Source organism: Nitrosomonas oligotropha, assembly GCF_009833085.1.
GTDB classification, from domain to species: Bacteria; Pseudomonadota; Gammaproteobacteria; order Burkholderiales; family Nitrosomonadaceae; genus Nitrosomonas; species Nitrosomonas oligotropha.
The window spans coordinates 1-21379 of sequence record NZ_QRBZ01000027.1; the positions used below are offsets into that span (position 1 = coordinate 1).

Below are 21379 nucleotides of genomic sequence, written 5' to 3' on the forward strand. Positions count from 1 at the left end.
GGGGGTATGGCGGGCGCACAAATCGGGGAAATAATAGACGACCGGGTGCTGGATAACTACGAGTGCCTGCAATGCGAGTACGTTTTCAGGATCGATTGACACACAATCATCCGGTACACCCAGGTTTTAGCCACTTCTTTGCTTTTCCGCTTTTCTATTTTTCACTTTTATTCCCTTTTTCATCCACGCAAGTACCGTTCTATCGTTTTCTAGTAGCGATGGTCTCGTTACGTGCATTTTTATTACTTACCCATAAGGAAAAACACACAATGTCACATCTCGTTCAAAATATGGCTTACTCCGGTGAAACACCCTGGCACCAGCTGGGCAACCGTTTACCCGCCAAACAACCGATTGAAATTTGGGCGGAGAAAGCCGGGATGGATTGGAGTATCTGCGAAGCACCAGTGCGCTACATGACGGAACAAATCGGATCATTGGGTTCATTGCGGTCGTTTGACGAACAAAAGGTGCTGTACCGCAGCGACACCAAAGCACCATTATCGGTAGTCAGTGAACGCTATCAGGTCGTTCAGCCTAAGGCAATCCTGGAGTTTTATCGCGATCTCACCGAAGTATCCGGCTTTGAACTCGAAACCGCCGGTGTTCTCAAGGAAGGCAAGAAATTCTGGGCTTTGGCTAGAACTGGCAAGGAAACCAAGCTCAAAGGCGATGATGCCATCAACGGTTACATTCTGCTTGCCACCTCTTGCGACGGTACACTGGCGACCACCGCAACCCCGACCACGATCCGCTTGGTGTGCAACAACACACTATCCATCGCGCTCAAAGGCGCCAGCAGCGCCATCAAAGTGCCGCACAGCACCAGCTTCGATGCGCAAGCCGTCAAAAAGCAGCTGGGTATCGCCGTATCGCAGTGGGACAGCTTCATGTATCGCATGAAAACCCTATCGGAGCGCAAAGTCAAAAGCCACGAATCGCTGAATTACTTCCTCAAAGTGCTATGCCAAACCGATGATCACGACAATCAACCCTCCGGCCTCAAGAATGAACGGGCGTTGAAAACCGTGCAATCGCTGTATGACGGCCACGGCAGAGGCGCGCAACTGGCATCCGCCAACGGCACGGCTTGGGGCTTGCTCTGTGCAGTCACCGAGTTTGTCGATCACGAAAAAAGAGCCAGAAGTCAGGGACACAGACTCGATAGCGCATGGTTCGGCCAAGGTGCGAACCTGATCAGCGGAAAAATTACTCGAAGTTCAAGCGACGTTATTTTTGCTTTACCAGATCGAAACAGATCGTTATCTAAAAACTGAAGCGGTTTATCAAATACCGTACATTTTTACGATCAGACCCGAACAAGAAAATTACAGCGCAGTGATTAAGTCACTGGAACAATGTTTGAACAGACACGCAGCGGCATAACCGGGCAGCGCGATTGTTTTTAAATGGGCCTTGGCTTTTTTATTGGCAATCGTGCCTAGAACAACACAATAACAAAGTTTTTTTCACAAAGTGTGAGGAAGTGTAAAAAAGGAGGGTGCTTTTCTAAAAACGGGTAAAAAAGCGGGTAAATTTCAATAATTGAAAATAGAAACCATCATGGATACTTGATTACAGAGAATCATATGACTCCCTCCCTCGAATTGAGCCGTGCCTGCTTCCTTGCAGACGATACTGCCGAGGGCTCGGCACTGGATTCTCCAGTGTATGTCATCATTTCTGCTTTTATCATTCCTCGCCAATCTTACCGCGGAACGATTTTCTTTCGCTCTGTACCGATTTACTTTCCAAGCGTTTTATTTGAGAAGCTTTGGTCGGCTTGGTGGGCACCCGGGTTTTCAGTGCAATCGTGACACTTTTAATCATTTCACGTAAGCGGTTGAGTGCATCTTCGCGGTTCTTGGCTTGGCTGTTAAACCGCTGCGCCTTGATGATAATGACACCTTCGCTGCTAATGCGGCTATCCTTTAATTGCAATAGCTTGCTCTTGTAGTGTTCGGGCAGTGATGACGCCTGGATATCGAACCGCAGATGAATCGCGGTCGCTACTTTGTTGACATTCTGCCCGCCGGAGCCTTGCGAGCGGACAGCAAGAATCTCGATCTCAGTCAATGGTATTGTGAGATTGTTTGTTATTTTCAGGAAGGTTATTTTATGCACGAAAAAAACAAGGCTCTAGACTAGCAGAGACAATCTGTTAGTCTAGTGCAGATTAAAATATAAAAACAGCCATTTTGCGATTCTTGCCGTTCGCTTTTCAGATCTAAAAATTCTCATAGCGGTTGATATCAAAAATACCTGCTATATGAGGCTCACGTTCTTTTTGCCAGCCGGTAATGTCATGCAGGATTTCCCAGAACTGCGGATGCGTGCGCCGCACCCCCCATGTGTTCACAATATGTTCGAAGTGTTCTTCCTTCTTGGCTATGCCTAGCAGCGATACGAATTCTTCAATATCCGAGGCGGGTACATCAAAAATGAAATTCGGATAGCTGCCGGTAATGCCGGGGTATACGGTCAGACGATCCTTTTCCGGTTGATACCGCAATTCCTCGCCCAGTATGAATGCAACGTTGCTATGCGCACGATCCCGCAACAATGTGTAGACCGTGCGTTTATCCTGATCATGTTTGACTCGCACGAACGTCACTTCCGGCAACCGGTTGATGCCAGCCAGATCGGCCGCCGGCCGGGCTGCAATGGCAGACAACGCTTGATCCGCTTTTTGTATCCAGAGCGGTTGATCCGAACGGACACAGTTCACCGGGCCACAACGATTAATCGGATCATCCGCCATCACATTGACGGATTCAAAACGCTGGAGGATCCGTGACACAAGTTCCTGCTTCGGATCATCAGTTGTGAAGCGCTCCGCCGAAGGCAATACATCGTCGATTTTCTCGTAAAAAATGCCGAATTTCAGTTTGCCTGAATGTTGATACCAATCGTGCAGAATATCCGTGCGTTGACCATCCGGGATCAAGCGCAAAAAGTTATGCTCCGAGCTATTGCGTATCAGATCGAAATACAGCCTGGTCAACAGTTGATGCGCAACATTGCCAAACACGTTGTAATTCACCACCAGAATGTAGTACGTACGTTCAAGTAACGGATAATCCATGAGCCATAGCGTTTGAGGAATATCTCCGATCAATCCCCTGGTAACCGAAGCGCTATCGTAATGACGAGTGACCGTCAGTAAGGCGTCTTTATTCCGTCCATCGCCATCCCACAAATGAGCCAGCGATGCGCCACCGGGGTATTGCAATACATACTGACTGCGGCGTTGCGCCTGGTAATCGTTATGATGGTTGAGATACCGGAACCACTCCTCCCCCATCGTCAGCAGATCGTCGTTTTGCCCGGGCATCTCCAGTAACGGAACGGCTTGGTGCCGATAAGCGTTATTCGTAATAAAAGGATCGGATTCCGGATTCTGGAACAAAACCCAGAAACGATCGCGTATCACATCGGTGGCGATCTGACCACGGCATACTGGCCCATGGATGACATTGCGCACATAGTATTCGGCGTCATCCAACATGAACCGGTAACGGGCGTAAGCCGGGATGGCCGCAAACGTGGCGAACGGATTCACCCGTTCCGCATAACTGTACCCGGGCAATTCACCCACCGGCCATTCATGAGCAAAAAATAACTCATTGATACGGCGTTGCTTTGCATGGCTGAGCGGGTAAGGCATACGCCGTTTGTGCAGGATATTGCCAACTATCGGGCGTATGCGGTAGAAAAACGGCTGCTCGGGATCGTCATTGGGAAATACAGTGGAAATCGGTATGACATCCCTGCCGGGCGGTGTTGAAGAGCGTACTAACTCAAAAAAACGCAATTCACCATCTAGATCTGGAAAATACAGCGTTGCCATAAACAGGTGCTCATACAACCAGCGCGCCACCAGTTTGCCGCGATTATCATCGCGGTTGAAAAACGCTTCCCATTGTTGAAGTATTTTTTTCTCACCACCGGTAAGCGTAACCGGTTCATCGGTAATTACCGCGCCTTGCTTGACCCATCCGGCCAATAGCGCGTATTCCTGATCGCTCAGTCCAGTAACCGCAAACGGCATGCCGCCGTATGGATAATCACGTGCATAATCGGAGAATTTCTCACCGGAGATACACTGATTCTTGTGGTTAATCCCCAGCTTAATCGAATCCGGTATCTTGCTGTTCGGCGGGAACGGATACTGCTTCGCCAGCGATATCATTCCGGCGATCAGAGGCTCAGACTGTGCATCGCCGGATTGAAGAACAGAATGAAATCCGCGCTCACGCCACCCCGAAACAGTCAATTCGTCAATACCCAGCCGGGTGGGCGGCATGGCCTCAGTACGCACCCCGCCATAAATTGACTCACGAAAGGCGCCACGCAACAGCCCTTCGGCATTCTCCATCTTTAACTGGCACGGCGCATCAAAACAACCGTGGCATGACAGGCACTTTGATTCGATGATCGGGCGGATTTCTTGGGTATAAGAAACCGGACGCTCAATCGGTACTGGCAGTATTGCAGGGATAGGAATCTGGTTATTGCCAGAAATTGCATCTTGATATTTTTGACAAGCAGACAATACAAAAAGCAAAACGATGAGATATATACCTGAATAAACTGTCCGCATGAAAAACCATCACTTAAATAAATTGAAAAGACTCTATCAGATAACGCATGAATTGTTTCATGGTGCAATATAAGCATACATGCTGGACACAATGTGCATTGAATTTGTTCCATTCAGCGAGGGTGGTATTGTCACATCGAATGATGTATTGGATTCTGATGCTGTTGTTCCGGAATTTTTGTCCCGGATGGCGCAGGTTTATCCAGGCTACTTGCTACAAAATTTCGAATTCGCTTTTGGCAATTCCTGACTGGCGAATGATGAACTGAAGTGTTCCAATGCGTACCTCGGAATGATTAGGAATCAGGTCCGGTAATCGTTGTGTATCCATTTTCTTCTGCATCACAACATGACTGCCGCGCCGCCAGACTTCAATAAAACCATGTTGCGCCAAAATAGCACACAGTTGCTGTCCGGATAAAACCCGCAACTTACCCAACGGCAATCTCTAGGCGGGTTATATAAATCTCATCATGCAACCGCTGCTGAATTACTTCCGCCGATGCGGTTTCGAAAAACAATTCCAGCGCTTCCCTCAGGTTCTCACGCGCTTCTTGAACAGTATCACCTTGACTGGCGATATCGAGCTCCGGACAGAAAGACACATAGCCACTGCCTTCACGTTCAATGATGGCAGTCATTTGTTTATTCATGGGATTCGCTCCAAGATATATGGTTAAAGGGATCTTATTGTGCATCGCATGGCAAGTAAATCACATAACCAGATTTTGCGTAACACAAGATTTGATGTATTTGCTTCGTTATTAAGCGCGCTCAAAAATCTCCCGAGCCCCCTCGTCAAATGACCCTATGTTTCCTTTGCTCATCACTAAATTGCTGAAGAAACAAAATTTTTGGCGCGCCCTAAACTTCTTTTCTGCAATGGAATTAAAGTTGATAGATCATTTAAGTTAGTCAACAATTGTTGACATGCCTCCCCTTTAGGCACGGAAAATGCATATTCAGACATCATTTTCCCAATCCATTCTGTCCAATCTGAGTCATCAGTAATAGCTCCTGACGACATTAGAATAATGTAATAACCTATCTTTGCTTCCAGTGCTGTTGAAAATTTACCGGCTACTTTAACAAGCGCATGAGTCACTGCATCAGCAAGAGCTTTGCATCGTTGTACCGTAGCTATCTCTGCCGCACTCTCTAATGTATTAAAGAATTTTTCTTTTTCCTCCTCGTCATTTTCAAAGATCAAATTACCGACACTTTTAATAAGATTATCAAAAAGATTATTATCGAAATACTGAAGACGACATACAACTACAAGCTTTTGCCATGCAATTCCCGTTGGCTCACGGTCAAGTTCATCAATCATATCTGAGAACAACTCGATCACTAAATCAGAATCAATATTCTCGTCATTTAGCATACTCTCTATACTTCTTCTGTCCTGTAAAGGGCTAGATCTGCTTGAGAATAGCAGTCTTTCTTTTCCACCCAGGTCTTCAATTGCAGAATCTACAAGATGGCTATTCGGAAATACTAACCCACTTTCCTCTAGCGCATTTTTCATAAGCATTAAACGCCCGACAACTATTGCTTTAAAGTTAAACGGTGTCATATCCAATCCTTTCCACATTGACTCCTCCCTCATGTCGAGAAAAGCAGCAGAAATTTCTTTCGGCGTTATCAGATCATCCAGCCAGCCAGTGAAATCATCTACGGCCTGCCTTGAATCCATTTCCAGTGTCTCGATAAGTACATTGGCATGAGCAAATGCAGCTAATCTGCGCCAATATGGAGGATAATGCCACAATTTCTCATCAACACTCATCCGTCTCAAACCTGCCTTAATAAGAGAAGGCATGATTACCCATTCATACATAATTCCAGATTCTTCCGGATTATTACCCAATAAACGCTCCAATGCTGTGGAGGCAAGTTCGAGAAACTTCGCATCACTATCATGGTGAAAAAGAGCGAGCTCAATGATGCCAAGTAACACTAATGGTGATCGCGTTTCCATGAGTGCACCCAATGCTGCGACAAGTTCGGAATCCGGTATATCACTTACCAGTTTTACTGACGACAACTTAAAATCGACATTCAAGGCCAGGGCACACTCTAATCCATCAACTAATGACTGATCGATATGTTGCGCTAATTTCGGAAGCAGAATACTCTCAATCCATGTTTCTGCAGTCATTCCCTCAGAAGGAGATCCAATCAAAGCATCGTAATAGCAAATTGACGATGGAAATAATTCGGTGATATTAATTTCACGCCCACTGCACCAGTGTTTTTTCAATGTAGTCTTAAAGCGCCCAGGAGTTTCACCAATATCTGATATCATTCGAAAGAGTTCATTCTCACTCAATGGTCTATCTGCAAGAATTTTCTGCCAGTAATTTGCGGATGGTAGCGAAGGCCAACACTGATTTATGACATTATTGAGAGTTTCAAGACGAATATCCTGATCTGGATACAAAAAAGCCAAATCACGGCATAGTTGACCATCATCATTATCAGCACTGGCGATACGAATACCCTCTGGAGAGTGTATCAAAAAGAAATTTTTACCATCTGTTGCAACAATGCTTACTCGTTCACCCGGTTCCTGAATCGCTTCTAAGGCGGTCAGAATATCCTCATAATGGAAAGAACCAATTCCTTTATAACTAATGAACCGTGGCTGTACAAATGAAAAAAATTCCTCATCCTCTTGAAGTTTTAGAACTATCGTCTTCGGTAGCATCTTGATCAACATCTTCGCTGCCAAGCTCTCCAGTTTCATTCGCTGCTTCATTTGCAATCTCCTTTGCACACGCCATCGCCCATGCAGCAATTTCTTCCGTTACCTTATCAATCAAATTCGAACATGCCGGAATATAAGGAGCAATGATTTTATTTTCCAGCCACTCCGCATAGCTCACCTTAAGTCCATCCGGAACTTCCAATGGCATCACAGTCGCCATCATTCTAGCTAGGGCTATATCTTCCATCCGTTCTTTCCCGTCTGGAGCAAAGCGCAATGCCAGCTCAATATCGGGAATAATATGATCGACCACCCAATTAGCTCTCGCAGTAATATCGGTCACAGTTGACTTTTCATCTTTCCATAAATTTCTAAGGATCTTCTGACCAATTTGCCATAGCTCGTCTAAGTATTCCAAGTCCGATGCAGCGCATAGAAAATCTGAGGCATGAAGCCTTGCCAGATATTCCCGCATAACTCGAAGTTTTGCTGATTCCATGAGAATTCCGGTCTCACTTGCTTTGTTTCTCAATAACTGCTCCAGGAGCTCATTTGCATCCACAGGCAGCGTGGAAAAATTCCATTCCCTCATCGTATGAATGGCTTCTTCATGCTCAATCTTTGTCACGGCCCCTCGTTCCACCAGCATATCAATAATATCCAGTGAGCAAAGCAAATCAACTTTCCTGCCAAATCTGTCTTCAAGAATAGGTTTCGAGTTAAGCATACGATCATCTATGCATGCCGCGTCTATTCCACTAACGTCTTCTAGCAAATCAACCAGCGATAATGCAGAGATGCCAAAATGTTCTTCGTCAGTGCTTCTTTTTCCCTCACGAAGAAACTTTACTTTGCCTTCAGCCATTTTTCCCCGGATAACCCTGCGAATATTCTCCAGTGTCTCGATCATAGTTCCAGAATACCGTTCAGTATCAACCAGAGCTTGCCATTCATCGAGTGCATCTGGATGGATGAATACTTTCCTGTCCGAATTAATCAGAACTTCCAATAACTCAGTGTTAAAGAAATATTCAGCTGAGACCCTATCGAGGAAAACAGGTGCACTTCGAGCAAGCTTTACTCCTGACATCCCACCCGCGCTGACCAATTCAAGATATTCCAATGACGCATCTCGTTTAGTTTCTGTGATAAGTCCTTCATCATAGAGTGCATGAGCTACTACTACCAGATCGGCTAGGTTTCCAGAAAAATCTCCCAATTGCGCCTCTTCTTCCATGTAGGAGTCCATCCGATAGAGCTTACCCGAATGAATGTATATACCTCCAGATTGCTTTGCTGCACTCAATAAAGCAGCTTCTTCCTCGCCCGCTTCATTAGCTAAATCTGAAGGAATACTTGTTTCTTCAAGTATAAAAAGTCCTTTCTTTTGAAGTTCAAGTAAAGGCTTTGCGGCTTTAATTCTCGAAGGCTGGTGAAATTTAACTTTTTCCTCTTCAAAAAAAAGCATCTCCATAAATCTTGGAGACAGCAGTGCTTCATCTAAAGCATCAAACAGGTGCCCAAGAAAGCCTAATTCATTCAGAACAAAAATGGATGTAACATCGAGAGCTAATCGCTTTACTGATGACATCTTAATTGAACGCCGGTTTCCTGCTCTGATCGGAATAGGTTGGCGTCTTCGAGCATCCGCTTGTGCTTTATTCTCGCGCGGGATAGCAATCAGCAATCTGCTAAGTGGAACATTGAAAATATGAGCTGCCCAATGAATCGGAATACTTCCATTTCTAAATAGTTCATTCTTCTTGCGCCAGCCAATCGCTGAATCTTGCATAAATTCAACTACCTCCCGGGTCGATAAACTTTTTATAAAGTTATCCTCCTCTCTGGAAGATTGTCTGGCTCTGTTTAATAATGGCATCGCAATATCATCCTGCGCTAAAGCCATAGCTACAGAGTGAGCTTGAAGCAACGAACGCGGATTGTTTGGTTCCCGCTCAGTGCACTCTCTAACAAGCTGTAAAGCTCGCTCTCTCGCACTAAATGCGGTCAATCGCGCAAGATCAAGCAGCAATGCAACAGGAAGTTCATTTCGTCTATTCCATTCTCGATTTAATATCGCTGGAAGTTTCTCCCATTCACCTGTCCGAACACTTAAATAAATATCCAAACTTAGGTCGTTGATGTTATTTCGTATGTTTAACAGCTGATTGTTGATTTCTTCTGATTTTTTTAACTCCCCGAGATGAAATAGAGCCCATGCTTGTGCTGACATCAGTTCCGGCTCTTTCTTAACCAGATCGTTACAGCAATCAAGGAAATCAACAATATCTTCATCTTGAGAAATCACACTTCGCAAGCATTTTACATAGCGTAGTGCATTTGCCACATTCCGCTCTCGTTCAAACATCTCTAAAGCATACGGAGTAAGTTCTGCCAAACGCCGTGCTTTTTCTAGACTTAAGATGAGGTTCGAAAGATCCTCTAACTTCCTAGTTGCTTCGTAGTTATCTTTAGCTTGCTTTGTCGGATCTTCGCCTCGACAAAGTTGGATCATTAATCGAAATCTTTGAATATCATCGGGATAAAGCTCTGCTTTCTTCGCTTCAAGTACTTCTTCGGCACGCCCACATTCACCCGCGTGGACATATGCCTGAATCAGAGTTCCGCCGAGAATCGGAAGAGATTCGACATCTAAAAGCCTGTCCCAATTATCAACAATGAATGAGGCAAGTTCCTGAAATTTCTCGAGATGCTGTAGCAGTAATACCTTCGCATTGAGATCTATAGGTGTGAGGCCACCGAGTATTTCAGCTCGACCAAGGTATTTAGTCAGTGCAGACACATCGAAATTGACACCAAATGCATGCGCCAGCGGCATCAACTTCACGGCTGTTTTGCCATCATTCATGTCGTTGCTAAGTGCAACAAGTTCTTCTTCCTTATGCGCACGATCTACAATTCTAAGCCAGCGAAGCCAAATCTTTGATCGCTCAAGGAGAGATTCATCACCTGCATTCTTTGCAATTTGGCTACACGCCTCAAAAGCCTCATAAGCTCTACTGCGCCAAATTTCCGCTTCATCACCCTCGAGCAAATGATCGCTGGCCGCAAGAAAATCTTCATGAATTACTCTTCTGCGTAATTCCACTGGTACAGAGTTAGCAACATATAACATCCCACGGAGATATCCGAGAATAGTGCACTCCAAGAACATCTCATCCGGCAAAATTGATAAAAAATTTGTTGCCTGTTCTATCTTGTCATTAACTGCGAGACAACTCAGAACATTGGTCCACCCAATTGCTGTGAACGAATCCGGATTGATGCTTTCAAGTGTATTTAGGTAAGCAAGTGCATCTGTATCCCCTTTTTTCGTCCGCAAAATCGCAAAAATGTTACTTCTTCCAGCTGACGAATCATCTAAGCGAAGCATGCGAAGAGCGGAATCGACCTCTCCGCGAGCAGCTTCCATCCAAGCTTGTGCAGCGATCGATGCTGGTTGTCCCTGCTTTTGAAGTTTTGCCAGAGCATGCTCCGCATCAGCAAGGTGTCCATTGCTAGCTGCAATGCGCACAATCCAGTCATACACTTCTGTTTTTATGGAAGGGGGAACTGCTGCAAACTTTCCACCATCATCAAGGGAGCGAGCAAGGTCATGCAATTGTGCCAGGGTGTCTTGGCCAGGCGATACTCGACGCCTGAGAATCACACCTAGCGCAGCCTTTGCATCATCACTGTGATGCTCAGTAATCGCTTTATTTGCTAGTAACGCACTCTCAGAGATCAACTTATTGCCAATGTCGCTAGAAATATCTTCGGATTGTTGTTTTGAGAGAGGTATTATTGGCTCAAAATTTAGCAAAGCTCTTGCCAGTGAAGCTGCTGTTCTACAGGCATATGCCGTCCAAGCAGGATCGCGTTTAAAACCAACAATATCGCTGATTCCGCGTATCGCTAATACAGGTTTATCCCCTTTTACGCTGCGGGCTGCTTCAAATACACCGGGTAGTTCCATCTCAACCGCTTTCAGGTCTCGTGCACTCTCCAGCCAATCTTGAAGAAGCGAATGATCTTTCACTAACATGTTGCCTGATGCGATGGGAGCCGCTGTTACAATGGGTTGTCGTGGTGTATTTCCTTCATTGAACCCGAAGCGATGCTTCAGAGAACGACGCAATTTATCCTTCCAATTGTCATCGGTTATATGCGACAGTCCTTCCTCGATAGAAACGAGTGGAATAGAGACTCCAAGCTTGGAAGGATGATTCCAATCCCCCAATCTCGACTTAAAAGCGGGTAGGCGGCTAACAAAGTCCTGAACCGCTTTGTGAACAGGAGCACCTCTGTGGGCAGTTTCTTTCGTGCCACCGTCTAAAGCGGCAGTAATACTAAAGTCAATCATGCGAGTTGCCAATACAACGTCACCGAGAGAAAACTCAAATTCCGGAACAGCACCAGCTATACCAACAAGCACAATCCAAGCTGGATCAAGATCAGAAATCACGTCAGACGTAGCAGCTTGAGCAGCAGCGTGACCTTGCTCAAGGCTACGCAAAATTGCGGCTCGATAAATTGAACCCTCAGCAGTTTGGAAATCTGAAATTTCATATGTTCTATGTTCACCTTCCGCTTCTGCAGTCGGGGGAAAATAATGCAATACTGCTTCAAACTCATCTTCTCGAATAGCAATTAGCGCAAAATCAACACTGCCTTTTATATCTTTTGCTAATAGCCGCTCAATGCTACTACTCATAAGAATTTGCTATCCTGAGTTTTGGGAAAGTGATTTTAAATAACCAAACCTAATGCAAGAAAACCTGAAGGATCAGTTCAAAAAAGAATGGCATAACTAATATTTAATCTACTAATAACCGCACCGCCTCCCGATACTTCTCCACAGTCTGTCGTAACACATCGTCCGGTAGCGCAGGTGCCGGAGCTTGTTTGTTCCAATCTTGTGTTTCCAGCCAGTCGCGCACGAATTGTTTGTCGAAGCTGGGTGGGTTTTGACCGGGATGGTATTGGCTGGCGGGCCAGAAGCGGGATGAGTCGGGGGTGAGGACTTCGTCGATCAAATATAACTCGCCTTTTTCATCCAGACCGAATTCGAATTTAGTGTCGGCGATGATGATGCCGCGCGCTAGTGCATACTCAGCGGCTTCGGAGTAGAGCTGGATGGCTTTGGCGCTGACTTTGGCGGTCAATTCCCGGCCGAGCAGTTTTTCCACTTCGGCGACAGCGATGTTTTCATCGTGCGCACCGGCGGCGGCTTTGGTCGAGGGGGTGAAGATCGCACCACCCGGCAGTTTATCCGCGAGTTTCAATCCCGGAGGCAGCGGAATGCCGCAGATCGCCCCGGTTTGCTGATAATCCTTCCAGCCGGAGCCGACCACGTAGCCGCGCACGATGGCTTCGATCGGCAGCGGCTTCAGGCGGCGGATCACGAACGCGCGGCCTTCCACTTGCTCGCGCTCGTTTTCGGCCACGACCGATTCCGGCGCGATGCCGGTGAGGTGGTTCGGCAGGATATGCGCGAGTTTGTCGAACCAGAATTGCGACAACGCGGTGAGAATTTCTCCTTTGGCAGGCACGGCAGTCGGCAGGATCACGTCGAACGCCGACAGGCGGTCGGTCTGCACGATCAGCAGTTTGTCATCGCCGACGGCGTAGATATCACGGACTTTGCCGCGATGTAAAAACGGCAGGCTTTTGATCGAGGTTTCAAATAGTGCGGAGGTGCCGGTCATAAGTTTCCGTTTCAATGAGGTTCAAGTTGTTTTTTGATGTACAGCACGTCGTGCAATGCGGTGGAGGTATCGGTGCTCAGCACGGTGAAATGCCCCATCTTGCGCCCGGGGCGCGCTTCGGCTTTCCCGTAAAGATGCAGCTTGGCCGATGGATGTTGCAACACGACATTCCAGTCGGGTTCACCGTTGTGCCACACATCGCCAAGCAGATTAATCATCACCGCGGCGCTGTGCTGCGTGGTGGCGCCGAGCGGCAAACCGCACAGCGTACGCACTTGCTGCTCGAATTGCGACGTGACGCAGGCGTCGATCGAATAATGCCCGCTGTTGTGCGGACGCGGCGCGATTTCGTTGATCAGCAGCGTATCATCGTGTAACACAAAAAATTCCACGCACAACACGCCTTGATAATTCAGTTTTTTAACCACCTGACCGGCCATCTCTTGCGCTTGCGAGGCCAATTGCGGCGGAATTCTCGCCGGGACGATGCTGACATCCAGGATACCGTTGACATGCTGATTCTCGGCGACCGGAAACGTTTGCATTTCACCATTACCGCCGCGCGCCACGACCACCGAAATCTCGCATTTCAGCGGCATGAATTTTTCCAGCACGCACACGGCGTGATTCAGCTGCTCATACGCCGCCAGTAATTCCGCGTCGCTGGATACCTTGATCTGACCTTTGCCGTCGTAACCGAACTGACTGACTTTCAGAATACCGGGTAGCAACTCCGCGGCATCCTGATCGGCAAAGTCATCCGCCTGCTGTATGACCGCAAACGGGGCGACAGCAAAGCCATTGATACCGAGAAATTGTTTTTCTGCAATTCTGTTTTGTGCTACCGAAACGCTGTATGCGTCCGGGCTGACGACACAGGACTTGGCCAGTTTTCGCAGCGAATTCGCGGGGATATTTTCAAATTCGGTGGTTATCGCCGCGCATTGGCTGCCGAGTTTTTCCAGCGCCGCTTGATCGGCATAACCGGCGCAGATGAAATCGTCCGCAACTCGACCGGCCGGGCTGCCGCTATCCGGATCCAGCACCGTGACTGGGTAGCCCATTTGCTGCGCGGCTTGCACGAACATGCGCCCGAGCTGCCCGCCTCCCAGCACACCGAGCATAGCTCCCGGCATGATCGCCATTATTGCGGCAACTCGGCGTTAAGTACGGATTCGGTTTGTTTGCGCCTGTACTCGTCTAGCTGCGCGCTCAATTCACTGTTATTCACCGCCAGTAGCGCCACCGCAAACAGCCCGGCATTCGCCGCCCCGGCTTCGCCGATGGCAAACGTGGCAACCGGTATGCCTTTCGGCATTTGCACAATCGACAGCAATGAATCCAAGCCTTGCAGATGTCTGGAATTCACCGGGACACCCAGCACCGGCAGCGTGGTTTTTGCCGCAATCATGCCCGGCAGATGCGCCGCGCCGCCCGCACCGGCGATAATGCATTGAATGCCGCGCGCCTTGGCTTCCTCGGCGAACTGAAACAGTAAATCCGGCGTGCGATGGGCCGAAACCACCTTGGCCTCGTAGGCGATATGAAATTCATCCAGGATCGCAGCCGCATGCTGCATCACATCCCAATCGCTTTTACTTCCCATCACTACGCTGATTAATGGTTTAATCATTTCACTGTAACTGGCAAAAAATTAAAATTAAATATCCAAGAGAATGTTGTACTATCACACCCTGAAAGCCCGGCTGGCTATTTTATAAGTCTATGCAATAATCGTGTAATTTATTTCGATCGCTGCAACAAAAAACACAACTGGTATTATACTCACCTGATTTAACAGCGAGCTTTTCATTGATTTGCGTTTAAAACGTTACGAGCTATCAATACAACCGGCATTTGCATGAATTTTCAACGCGGAAAACAAAATAACGATCCGGAAATCAATCTGATACCGATGATCGATGTGTTATTGGTGATTTTGATTTTTTTGGTGGTGACGACGACCTATTCAAAATTTGCCGAGCTTGAAATCAGTTTGCCGGAAACCAGTGCGGAACAAGTCGATAAAAATATCGAGAAACCGAACAACATCGATATCACGGTAAGCGCGCTGGGCGATTACACCATCAACCGGGTAGCCATTAAATCCGCCAGTATTGAAAGTCTGCGCGATGCCTTAATGGCTGCGGCCAAGAATCAACCGGATCCGTTCATCATCATCAATGCGGATGCAAAAGCGACGCACCAATCGGTGATTACAGTCATGGAAGCGGCGCGCTTGGCAGGCTACAATAAAATCACGTTCACCACGGAAACGAACAATACCCCATAAGGGAAGTGATCAAATGTTTGATTTGCTGAAGAATTACTACAATAAACTCACTAAGGAGAACCATATGTCCACTATCAATGTCGATAATTTTTCCCAAGCTGCTCAAGCCGGTACCCAATATATTCTGGCGCCCCTGCCCTACGCAAACACTGCGTTGGATCCGGTCATCAGCGCCAACACGCTGAGTTTTCACTATGGTAAGCACCACAAAACCTATGTCGATAACTTGAATAACCTGCTGGCGAATAGCGATCTGGCCGGTAAATCGCTGGAGGATATTATCCGCGCATCCGCCGGGCAAGCCGATAAAGCCGCGATTTTCAATAACGCCGCGCAAGTCTGGAACCACATGTTCTATTGGCACAGCCTGAAACCGAATGGCGGCGGCGAGCCTTCCGCAGCACTGAAGCAAAAAATCGAAGCCTCATTCGGTAGTCTGGAAGCGTGCAAAAAAGAATTCGCGCAAGCGGCGCTGACACAATTCGGTAGCGGCTGGGCGTGGCTGGTTGTGGACGGCGGTAAAATCGCGATTGTTAAAACCGGCAACGCGGAAACACCGATCACCAAAAATATCCGCCCCCTGCTGACCATCGACGTATGGGAACACGCTTATTACCTGGATTATCAAAACCGCCGCGCCGATTATGCCAATGCGATTTTGGATAAATTAATCAATTGGGACTTCGCGGAAGCTAACCTCGGATAATTCCGGACTTTATGACTGATATCACGATCGCCCTGTCAAAAGGGCGAATTTTTGAAGACACGGCGCCGCTGTTAAAAGCGGCGGGTATCGTTGCGCTGGACGATCCGGAATCGTCGCGCAAATTGATTCTATCCACCAACCGGGCCAATGTCCGCCTGATTATCGTACGCGCCTCGGATGTGCCGACTTATGTGCAATACGGCGCGGCCGATCTGGGCATTGCCGGGAAAGATGTGTTGCAGGAACATGGCGGCGCCGGATTGTATCAACCGCTGGATCTGAATATCGCGCGCTGCCGCATGATGGTGGCTGTTCCTAATGGCTTCGATTACGACTCCGCCGTGCGTCAAGGCGCACGGTTACGCATTGCCACCAAATACGTGCAAACCGCGCGCGAGCACTTTGCCACAAAAGGTGTGCATGTCGATCTGATCAAGTTGTACGGCTCGATGGAACTGGCGCCTTTAGTCGGATTGGCCGATGCCATCGTCGATCTCGTATCCAGCGGCAACACCTTAAAAGCCAATAATCTTGTCGCAGTCGAAGAAATTATGCAGATTTCGTCCCGGTTGATTGTCAATCAGGCTGCACTGAAACTGAAACGGGATGCCATTCAGCCGGTGCTGGATGCATTTTCCGCTGCGGTGAAACAATAGATCGCCGTGCGCATCTGAAACCCATTCATACCATGATTCAAATAAAACGATTCAACTCCACCGATTCCGATTTCAATTCCGATCTAGACAAGCTCCTGGCTTTTGAAAATGCCCAGGATGATGCCGTCGATGTCACGGTTGCCAACATCCTCGCCGATATCCGCAGCCGCAGGGATGCCGCGCTGATCGAATACACCAATCGTTTCGACCGGCTGGCCATTCAATCCGCCAAAGACCTCGAGCTGACGCAGGATCAATTGCAGCACTCGTTAGCAACATTGGGGGATGCCGAACGGACTGCATTACAACAAGCGGCGGAACGGGTGCGCAGTTATCACGAGAAACAACCGCTCAGTTCCTGGCAATACACCGATGCCGATGGCACCTTATTGGGGCAGAAAGTGACCGCGCTGGATCGTGCCGGTCTTTATGTGCCAGGCGGCAAAGCTTCGTATCCGTCGTCAGTGCTAATGAATGCGATCCCTGCCAAAGTCGCTGGCGTGCAAGAATTGATCATGGTTGTTCCCACCCCGGATGGCGAACGCAATGATATGGTGCTAGCAGCCGCAGCCATTAGCAAAGTGGATCGCGTTTTCACCATCGGCGGCGCGCAAGCGATCGGCGCATTGGCGTACGGCACCGAAACCGTGCCGCCGGTCGACAAAATCGTCGGCCCCGGCAATGCCTATGTTGCAGCGGCCAAACGCCGGGTGTTCGGTATCGTCGGTATCGATATGGTGGCCGGACCTTCTGAAATCCTGGTGATTTGCGACGGAAAAACCGATCCCGACTGGATTGCGATGGATTTGTTTTCCCAGGCGGAACACGACGAGCTGGCGCAGTCGATCTTGTTGTCGCCGGATGCGGAATTTCTCAATCAAGTCGCACAAAGCATTAACCGTCAATTAGCGGCAATGCCGCGCCACAATGTCATCCGCGCTTCACTGGAAAATCGCGGCGCATTGATTCAGGTGCAAGATCTCGACGAAGCTTGTGCGATTGCCAACAAAATCGCACCGGAGCACCTGGAGTTATCGGTTGAGCAGCCGGAAAAATGGGTCGATAAAATCCGTCATGCTGGGGCTATTTTTCTCGGCCGTAATGCTTGCGAAGCATTGGGCGATTATTGCGCCGGTCCCAATCACGTGCTGCCGACCTCACGCACTGCACGCTTCTCGTCGCCGCTCGGTGTTTACGATTTTCAAAAACGCAGCAGTCTGATTCAAGTATCGCAGCAAGGTGCGGCAAAGCTCGGCAAAATCGCATCGATACTGGCACACGGCGAAGGATTACAGGCGCACGCAAAATCGGCGGAGTATCGCTATATCAAACACCGGTAATGACGCATAGCGTGAACTGATTTCTCATAGCCGATTGCACCTCATGCCCGTCATCACGTCACGCGACCACCCGCTCATCAAGCAACTGATCAGACTGGAAGAATCGTCGCAATATCGCAAGAAAACCGGCTTAACGCTGCTCGATGGCATCCATTTGATTCAGATCTATTGTTCCGTACTGGGCGCTCCGGAAAATCTGATCGTCAGTCAGGCGTATATTGACGATAGCGAGAATGAGCACTTTCTCACCATTCTGTTCGGTCATACTCCTCCCAAACTGACGGTGGTCAGCAATCTCTTATTTCGCGAGATATCCCCGGTCAAAACACCGTCCGGCATCCTCGCGCTGATTGCACTTCCGGGATTGAAAAAAGATGTCAGCAACGGCAAGGAGATGTTCAGCGTTCTGCTGGAAACCATCCAGGATCCCGGCAATCTCGGTTCGATTCTACGTTCCGCCGCTGCCGCCAGCGTCAAGGATGTTTATTTGTCCAAACACTGCGCCGATGCCTGGTCGCCCAAAACGCTCCGGGCCGCGATGGGCGCGCACTTCTTTTTGCGCATCCATGAAGACAGTGATTTGCAAAAGATAGCACAGCAATTTTCCGGAACGGTCATTGCCACCTCGATACAAGCCAACCGGAATCTTTTTGAAATCTCTCTAGTCGGCCCCACCGCTTTTGTATTCGGTAACGAAGGGGCGGGATTATCCAAGGAAATGATCCAGGCAGCGGACGAAAACATTGTGATTCCCATGCCCGGCAAAACCGAATCATTGAATGCCGCAGCCGCGGCGGCTATTTGTTTCTTTGAAAAAGTCCGTCAGGACAGAGCCTACGCAGCATCAACCGCTATTGGAACAAAATAATTGGCGGTGTATGATACCGCACCCATCAAAACAGTCACTTTGGAGCACTTATGAAATTTTCTTCTTTATCTCTCATCGCCCTGATGGGATGTTTGTTATTCAGTTCCACCCAAGTCATGGCTCTTCACCATGAACCGAAAGATTCTCAGTCACCGCATGCACCCAGCGGAAAAATAGCGAACAACGAAGGAATCGTTGTAGATGTCATCGATACCACCGGCTATACCTATATGGAATTGGAGAATGGCGGCAACCGCTTCTGGATCGCGGCGCCGACGACCAAAGTGAACAAGGGCGATCACATTCGTTTCGTTCAGGACATGGTCATGACCAACTTCACCAGCAAAACGCTGAACCGCACTTTCGGCACGCTCGTTTTCGTTTCCTCCACCGAAGTGAAGAAATAATCACTTAGGCTACATCGGTAAAGCCGATCAACAATTTGTTCTTGAGGCTTTTCAGTTCATCCCGGTATTGTGCCGCTTGCTCGAATTCCAGATTCTTGGCGGCACTCAACATTTTCTTCTCAACCCGCTGAATCTCTTTGGCCAGTTGCGCTTCATTCATGGCGTCATAACGCGCCTGCACTTGCGCGGCCTTGAGATTCTGCTGCGCGGATTCATGATTATAGACACCGTCGATCAGGTCTTTAATACGTTTATGCACCGAGCGCGGCGTGATGCCATTTTGCAGATTATGCTGCACCTGCTTCTGACGCCGCCGGTTGGTCTCATCAATGGCAACACGCATCGATTTGGTAATTCTATCGGCATACAGAATCGCCGTGCCATTGATATGGCGCGCCGCCCGGCCGATGGTTTGAATCAATGATCGCTCCGAACGCAAAAAACCTTCCTTATCGGCATCCAGTATCGCGACCAGTGACACTTCCGGTATATCCAGACCCTCGCGCAGCAGATTGATCCCAACCAGCACATCGAATTGCCCCAGGCGCAAGTCACGGATAATTTCCACGCGTTCGACGGTGTCGATGTCGGAATGCAGATAACGCACTTTGATTTGGTGATCGGAAAAATAATCGGTCAAATCCTCCGACATGCGTTTGGTCAGCGTGGTGACCAGCACACGTTCGTTCTTGGCGGTACGCAAATGAACTTCCGACATTAAATCGTCCACTTGCGTGGCGACCGGACGCACTTCAATGACCGGATCAATCAGACCGGTCGGACGCACCACCTGCTCCACCACCCGACCGCTATGCTGCTTCTCATAATCGGCGGGGGTTGCCGAGACAAACACGGTTTGCCGCATCCGTTTCTCGAATTCCTCGAACTGCAGCGGACGGTTATCCAATGCGGACGGCAGGCGGAAACCATAATTCACCAGATTTTCCTTGCGCGAACGGTCCCCTTTGTACATCCCGCCGATTTGCGGCACGGTGACATGGCTTTCATCGATAATCATCAGCGCATCCGGCGGCAAATAATCGAGCAGCGTGGGCGGCGGTTCGCCGGGATTTTTGCCGGACAGATGACGGGAATAGTTTTCAATGCCTTTGCAGAAGCCCAATTCATTGAGCATTTCCAGATCGAAGCGCGTGCGCTGCTCCAGGCGTTGCGCTTCGACCAGCCGGTTCTCCTGATGGAAATATTCCAGCCGCTCGCGCAATTCGGTTTTGATGGTCTCCATCGCACGCAAGGTGGTGCTGCGCGGCGTAACATAGTGGCTGGAAGGATAGACGGTGAAGCGCGACAGTTTTTGCAGCATACGGCCGGTGAGCGGATCAAACAGCGACATGCTGTCGACTTCGTCGTCGAACAACGACACGCGCAAAGCCGCTTCCGGGCTTTCCGCCGGAAAAATATCGACCACATCGCCGCGCACGCGAAAAACACCGCGCTTGAATTCCAGCTCGTTGCGATCATATTGCATCTCGGTCAGGCGCTTGATAATGTCGCGCTGCGAAATTTTCTCGCCGCTGCGCAAGTGCAGAATCATGCCGTGATAATCCACCGGATCGCCAATACCGTAGATGCACGACACCGTCGCCACGATGATGGCGTCATCGCGTTCCAGCATCGACTTGGTCGCGGACAAACGCATTTGCTCGATATGTTCGTTGATGCTGGAATCTTTTTCGATAAACAAATCGCGCGCCGGAACATATGCTTCCGGCTGGTAATAATCGTAGTACGAGACAAAATACTCGATGGCATTTTCCGGGAAAAATTCGCGCATTTCCGCGTACAGCTGCGCCGCCAGCGTTTTATTCGGGGCGATCACAATGGCCGGACGGCCCAAGCGCGCGATCATGTTGGCAATCGTATACGTTTTACCGGATCCGGTAACGCCCAATAAGGTTTGATACGCCAAGCCGTCGTTTATGCCTTCGACCAATTGCGCAATTGCAACTGGCTGATCGCCTGCGGGGGCAAACGCTTGATGTAATTTGTACGGACTATTGGGGAAGGTTGCGATCACAGGTATAATTCCATCATTGAATTGTTTCTTTGTGTCATTTTAACATGCCGGTC

Annotated in this window: 17 protein-coding genes; 7 read left to right on the forward strand and 10 right to left on the reverse strand. The window is 48.6% G+C overall.

The genetic code is table 11. The features are described 5' to 3' along the window. Window positions 1–269: 269 nt before the first annotated feature. Window positions 270–1277 carry a DUF932 domain-containing protein gene (locus ABD07_RS09090; protein WP_240142497.1) on the forward strand — a complete coding sequence of 336 codons (1008 nt, stop codon included), beginning with the start codon at window positions 270–272 and terminating at the stop codon, window positions 1275–1277. A 415-nt stretch (window positions 1278–1692) separates the two neighbouring features. Here the strand turns inward: ABD07_RS09090 and arfB are convergent, their stop codons facing one another. From arfB to purE, 9 genes are all read right to left on the reverse strand, one after another. Beyond that, window positions 1693–2124 (reverse strand): alternative ribosome rescue aminoacyl-tRNA hydrolase ArfB, encoded by a 432-nt coding sequence (gene arfB / locus ABD07_RS09095; protein WP_338040579.1) that lies wholly within the window; start codon window positions 2122–2124, stop codon window positions 1693–1695. A gap of 103 nt (window positions 2125–2227) precedes the next feature. Continuing rightward, window positions 2228–4603: a fatty acid cis/trans isomerase gene (locus ABD07_RS09100; RefSeq protein WP_160818022.1), complete on the reverse strand. Its 2376-nt coding sequence runs from the start codon at window positions 4601–4603 to the stop codon at window positions 2228–2230. Window positions 4604–4817: 214 nt separating this feature from the next. Continuing rightward, window positions 4818–5042 (reverse strand): type II toxin-antitoxin system HicA family toxin, encoded by a 225-nt coding sequence (locus ABD07_RS09105; RefSeq protein WP_160818023.1) that lies wholly within the window; start codon window positions 5040–5042, stop codon window positions 4818–4820. Continuing rightward, window positions 5035–5256 (reverse strand): type II toxin-antitoxin system HicB family antitoxin, encoded by a 222-nt coding sequence (locus ABD07_RS09110; protein ID WP_160818024.1) that lies wholly within the window; start codon window positions 5254–5256, stop codon window positions 5035–5037. The genes ABD07_RS09105 and ABD07_RS09110 overlap by 8 nt, the downstream gene beginning before the upstream one ends. A gap of 176 nt (window positions 5257–5432) precedes the next feature. Further along, window positions 5433–7364, reverse strand: coding sequence for a hypothetical protein (locus ABD07_RS09115; RefSeq protein WP_160818025.1), 1932 nt, complete (start codon window positions 7362–7364; stop codon window positions 5433–5435). Continuing rightward, window positions 7273–12027: an HTH domain-containing protein gene (locus tag ABD07_RS09120; RefSeq protein ID WP_160818026.1), complete on the reverse strand. Its 4755-nt coding sequence runs from the start codon at window positions 12025–12027 to the stop codon at window positions 7273–7275. Before ABD07_RS09120 ends, ABD07_RS09115 begins: the two co-directional genes overlap by 92 nt. 103 nt (window positions 12028–12130) lie before the next feature. Then, window positions 12131–13021 carry a phosphoribosylaminoimidazolesuccinocarboxamide synthase gene (locus ABD07_RS09125; protein WP_160818057.1) on the reverse strand — a complete coding sequence of 297 codons (891 nt, stop codon included), beginning with the start codon at window positions 13019–13021 and terminating at the stop codon, window positions 12131–12133. A gap of 11 nt (window positions 13022–13032) precedes the next feature. Next, the gene (locus ABD07_RS09130; RefSeq protein WP_160818027.1) at window positions 13033–14166 is read right to left on the reverse strand and encodes a 5-(carboxyamino)imidazole ribonucleotide synthase; all 1134 of its coding nucleotides are present in this window, start codon (window positions 14164–14166) and stop codon (window positions 13033–13035) included. Further along, a complete protein-coding gene (gene purE, locus ABD07_RS09135; RefSeq protein WP_160818028.1) occupies window positions 14166–14654 on the reverse strand; it encodes a 5-(carboxyamino)imidazole ribonucleotide mutase in 489 nt (162 codons plus the stop codon). Before purE ends, ABD07_RS09130 begins: the two co-directional genes overlap by 1 nt. A gap of 228 nt (window positions 14655–14882) precedes the next feature. Here purE and ABD07_RS09140 point away from each other — a divergent pair, with 228 nt between their 5' ends. The 6 genes from ABD07_RS09140 (at window position 14883) to ABD07_RS09165 (ending at window position 19291) form a co-directional block, all read left to right on the forward strand. Beyond that, complete coding sequence (locus tag ABD07_RS09140) at window positions 14883–15314, forward strand: ExbD/TolR family protein (RefSeq protein ID WP_160818029.1); 432 nt, start codon at window positions 14883–14885, stop codon at window positions 15312–15314. A 64-nt stretch (window positions 15315–15378) separates the two neighbouring features. Beyond that, window positions 15379–16020 carry a superoxide dismutase gene (locus ABD07_RS09145; RefSeq protein ID WP_107803878.1) on the forward strand — a complete coding sequence of 214 codons (642 nt, stop codon included), beginning with the start codon at window positions 15379–15381 and terminating at the stop codon, window positions 16018–16020. Window positions 16021–16031: 11 nt separating this feature from the next. Continuing rightward, the gene (gene hisG / locus ABD07_RS09150; RefSeq protein WP_160818030.1) at window positions 16032–16676 is read left to right on the forward strand and encodes an ATP phosphoribosyltransferase; all 645 of its coding nucleotides are present in this window, start codon (window positions 16032–16034) and stop codon (window positions 16674–16676) included. Window positions 16677–16708: 32 nt separating this feature from the next. Further along, entirely contained in the window at window positions 16709–18016 is a 1308-nt protein-coding gene (hisD, locus tag ABD07_RS09155) for a histidinol dehydrogenase (protein WP_164502813.1), read from the forward strand. Window positions 18017–18059: 43 nt separating this feature from the next. Beyond that, window positions 18060–18884 carry a TrmH family RNA methyltransferase gene (locus ABD07_RS09160; RefSeq protein WP_160818031.1) on the forward strand — a complete coding sequence of 275 codons (825 nt, stop codon included), beginning with the start codon at window positions 18060–18062 and terminating at the stop codon, window positions 18882–18884. A gap of 50 nt (window positions 18885–18934) precedes the next feature. Next, a complete protein-coding gene (locus ABD07_RS09165) occupies window positions 18935–19291 on the forward strand; it encodes a hypothetical protein (RefSeq protein ID WP_108699725.1) in 357 nt (118 codons plus the stop codon). A 4-nt stretch (window positions 19292–19295) separates the two neighbouring features. Here the strand turns inward: ABD07_RS09165 and uvrB are convergent, their stop codons facing one another. Further along, window positions 19296–21326 carry an excinuclease ABC subunit UvrB gene (gene uvrB, locus ABD07_RS09170; RefSeq protein ID WP_160818032.1) on the reverse strand — a complete coding sequence of 677 codons (2031 nt, stop codon included), beginning with the start codon at window positions 21324–21326 and terminating at the stop codon, window positions 19296–19298. Between the last annotated feature and the right edge of the window lie 53 nt (window positions 21327–21379).

Excerpts from the sequence above, each read along its gene's own strand:
- ABD07_RS09090 (WP_240142497.1), top strand. The coding sequence starts at position 270 with ATGTCACATCTCGTTCAAAATATGGCTTACTCCGGTGAAACACCCTGG.
- ABD07_RS09100 (WP_160818022.1), bottom strand. The coding sequence starts at position 4,603 with ATGCGGACAGTTTATTCAGGTATATATCTCATCGTTTTGCTTTTTGTA.
- ABD07_RS09110 (WP_160818024.1), bottom strand. The coding sequence starts at position 5,256 with ATGAATAAACAAATGACTGCCATCATTGAACGTGAAGGCAGTGGCTAT.
- ABD07_RS09115 (WP_160818025.1), bottom strand. The coding sequence starts at position 7,364 with ATGAAGCAGCGAATGAAACTGGAGAGCTTGGCAGCGAAGATGTTGATC.
- ABD07_RS09120 (WP_160818026.1), bottom strand. The coding sequence starts at position 12,027 with ATGAGTAGTAGCATTGAGCGGCTATTAGCAAAAGATATAAAAGGCAGT.
- ABD07_RS09125 (WP_160818057.1), bottom strand. The coding sequence starts at position 13,021 with ATGACCGGCACCTCCGCACTATTTGAAACCTCGATCAAAAGCCTGCCG.
- ABD07_RS09130 (WP_160818027.1), bottom strand. The coding sequence starts at position 14,166 with ATGGCGATCATGCCGGGAGCTATGCTCGGTGTGCTGGGAGGCGGGCAG.
- purE (WP_160818028.1), bottom strand. The coding sequence starts at position 14,654 with ATGATTAAACCATTAATCAGCGTAGTGATGGGAAGTAAAAGCGATTGG.
- ABD07_RS09140 (WP_160818029.1), top strand. The coding sequence starts at position 14,883 with ATGAATTTTCAACGCGGAAAACAAAATAACGATCCGGAAATCAATCTG.
- ABD07_RS09145 (WP_107803878.1), top strand. The coding sequence starts at position 15,379 with ATGTCCACTATCAATGTCGATAATTTTTCCCAAGCTGCTCAAGCCGGT.
- hisG (WP_160818030.1), top strand. The coding sequence starts at position 16,032 with ATGACTGATATCACGATCGCCCTGTCAAAAGGGCGAATTTTTGAAGAC.
- hisD (WP_164502813.1), top strand. The coding sequence starts at position 16,709 with ATGATTCAAATAAAACGATTCAACTCCACCGATTCCGATTTCAATTCC.
- ABD07_RS09160 (WP_160818031.1), top strand. The coding sequence starts at position 18,060 with ATGCCCGTCATCACGTCACGCGACCACCCGCTCATCAAGCAACTGATC.
- ABD07_RS09165 (WP_108699725.1), top strand. The coding sequence starts at position 18,935 with ATGAAATTTTCTTCTTTATCTCTCATCGCCCTGATGGGATGTTTGTTA.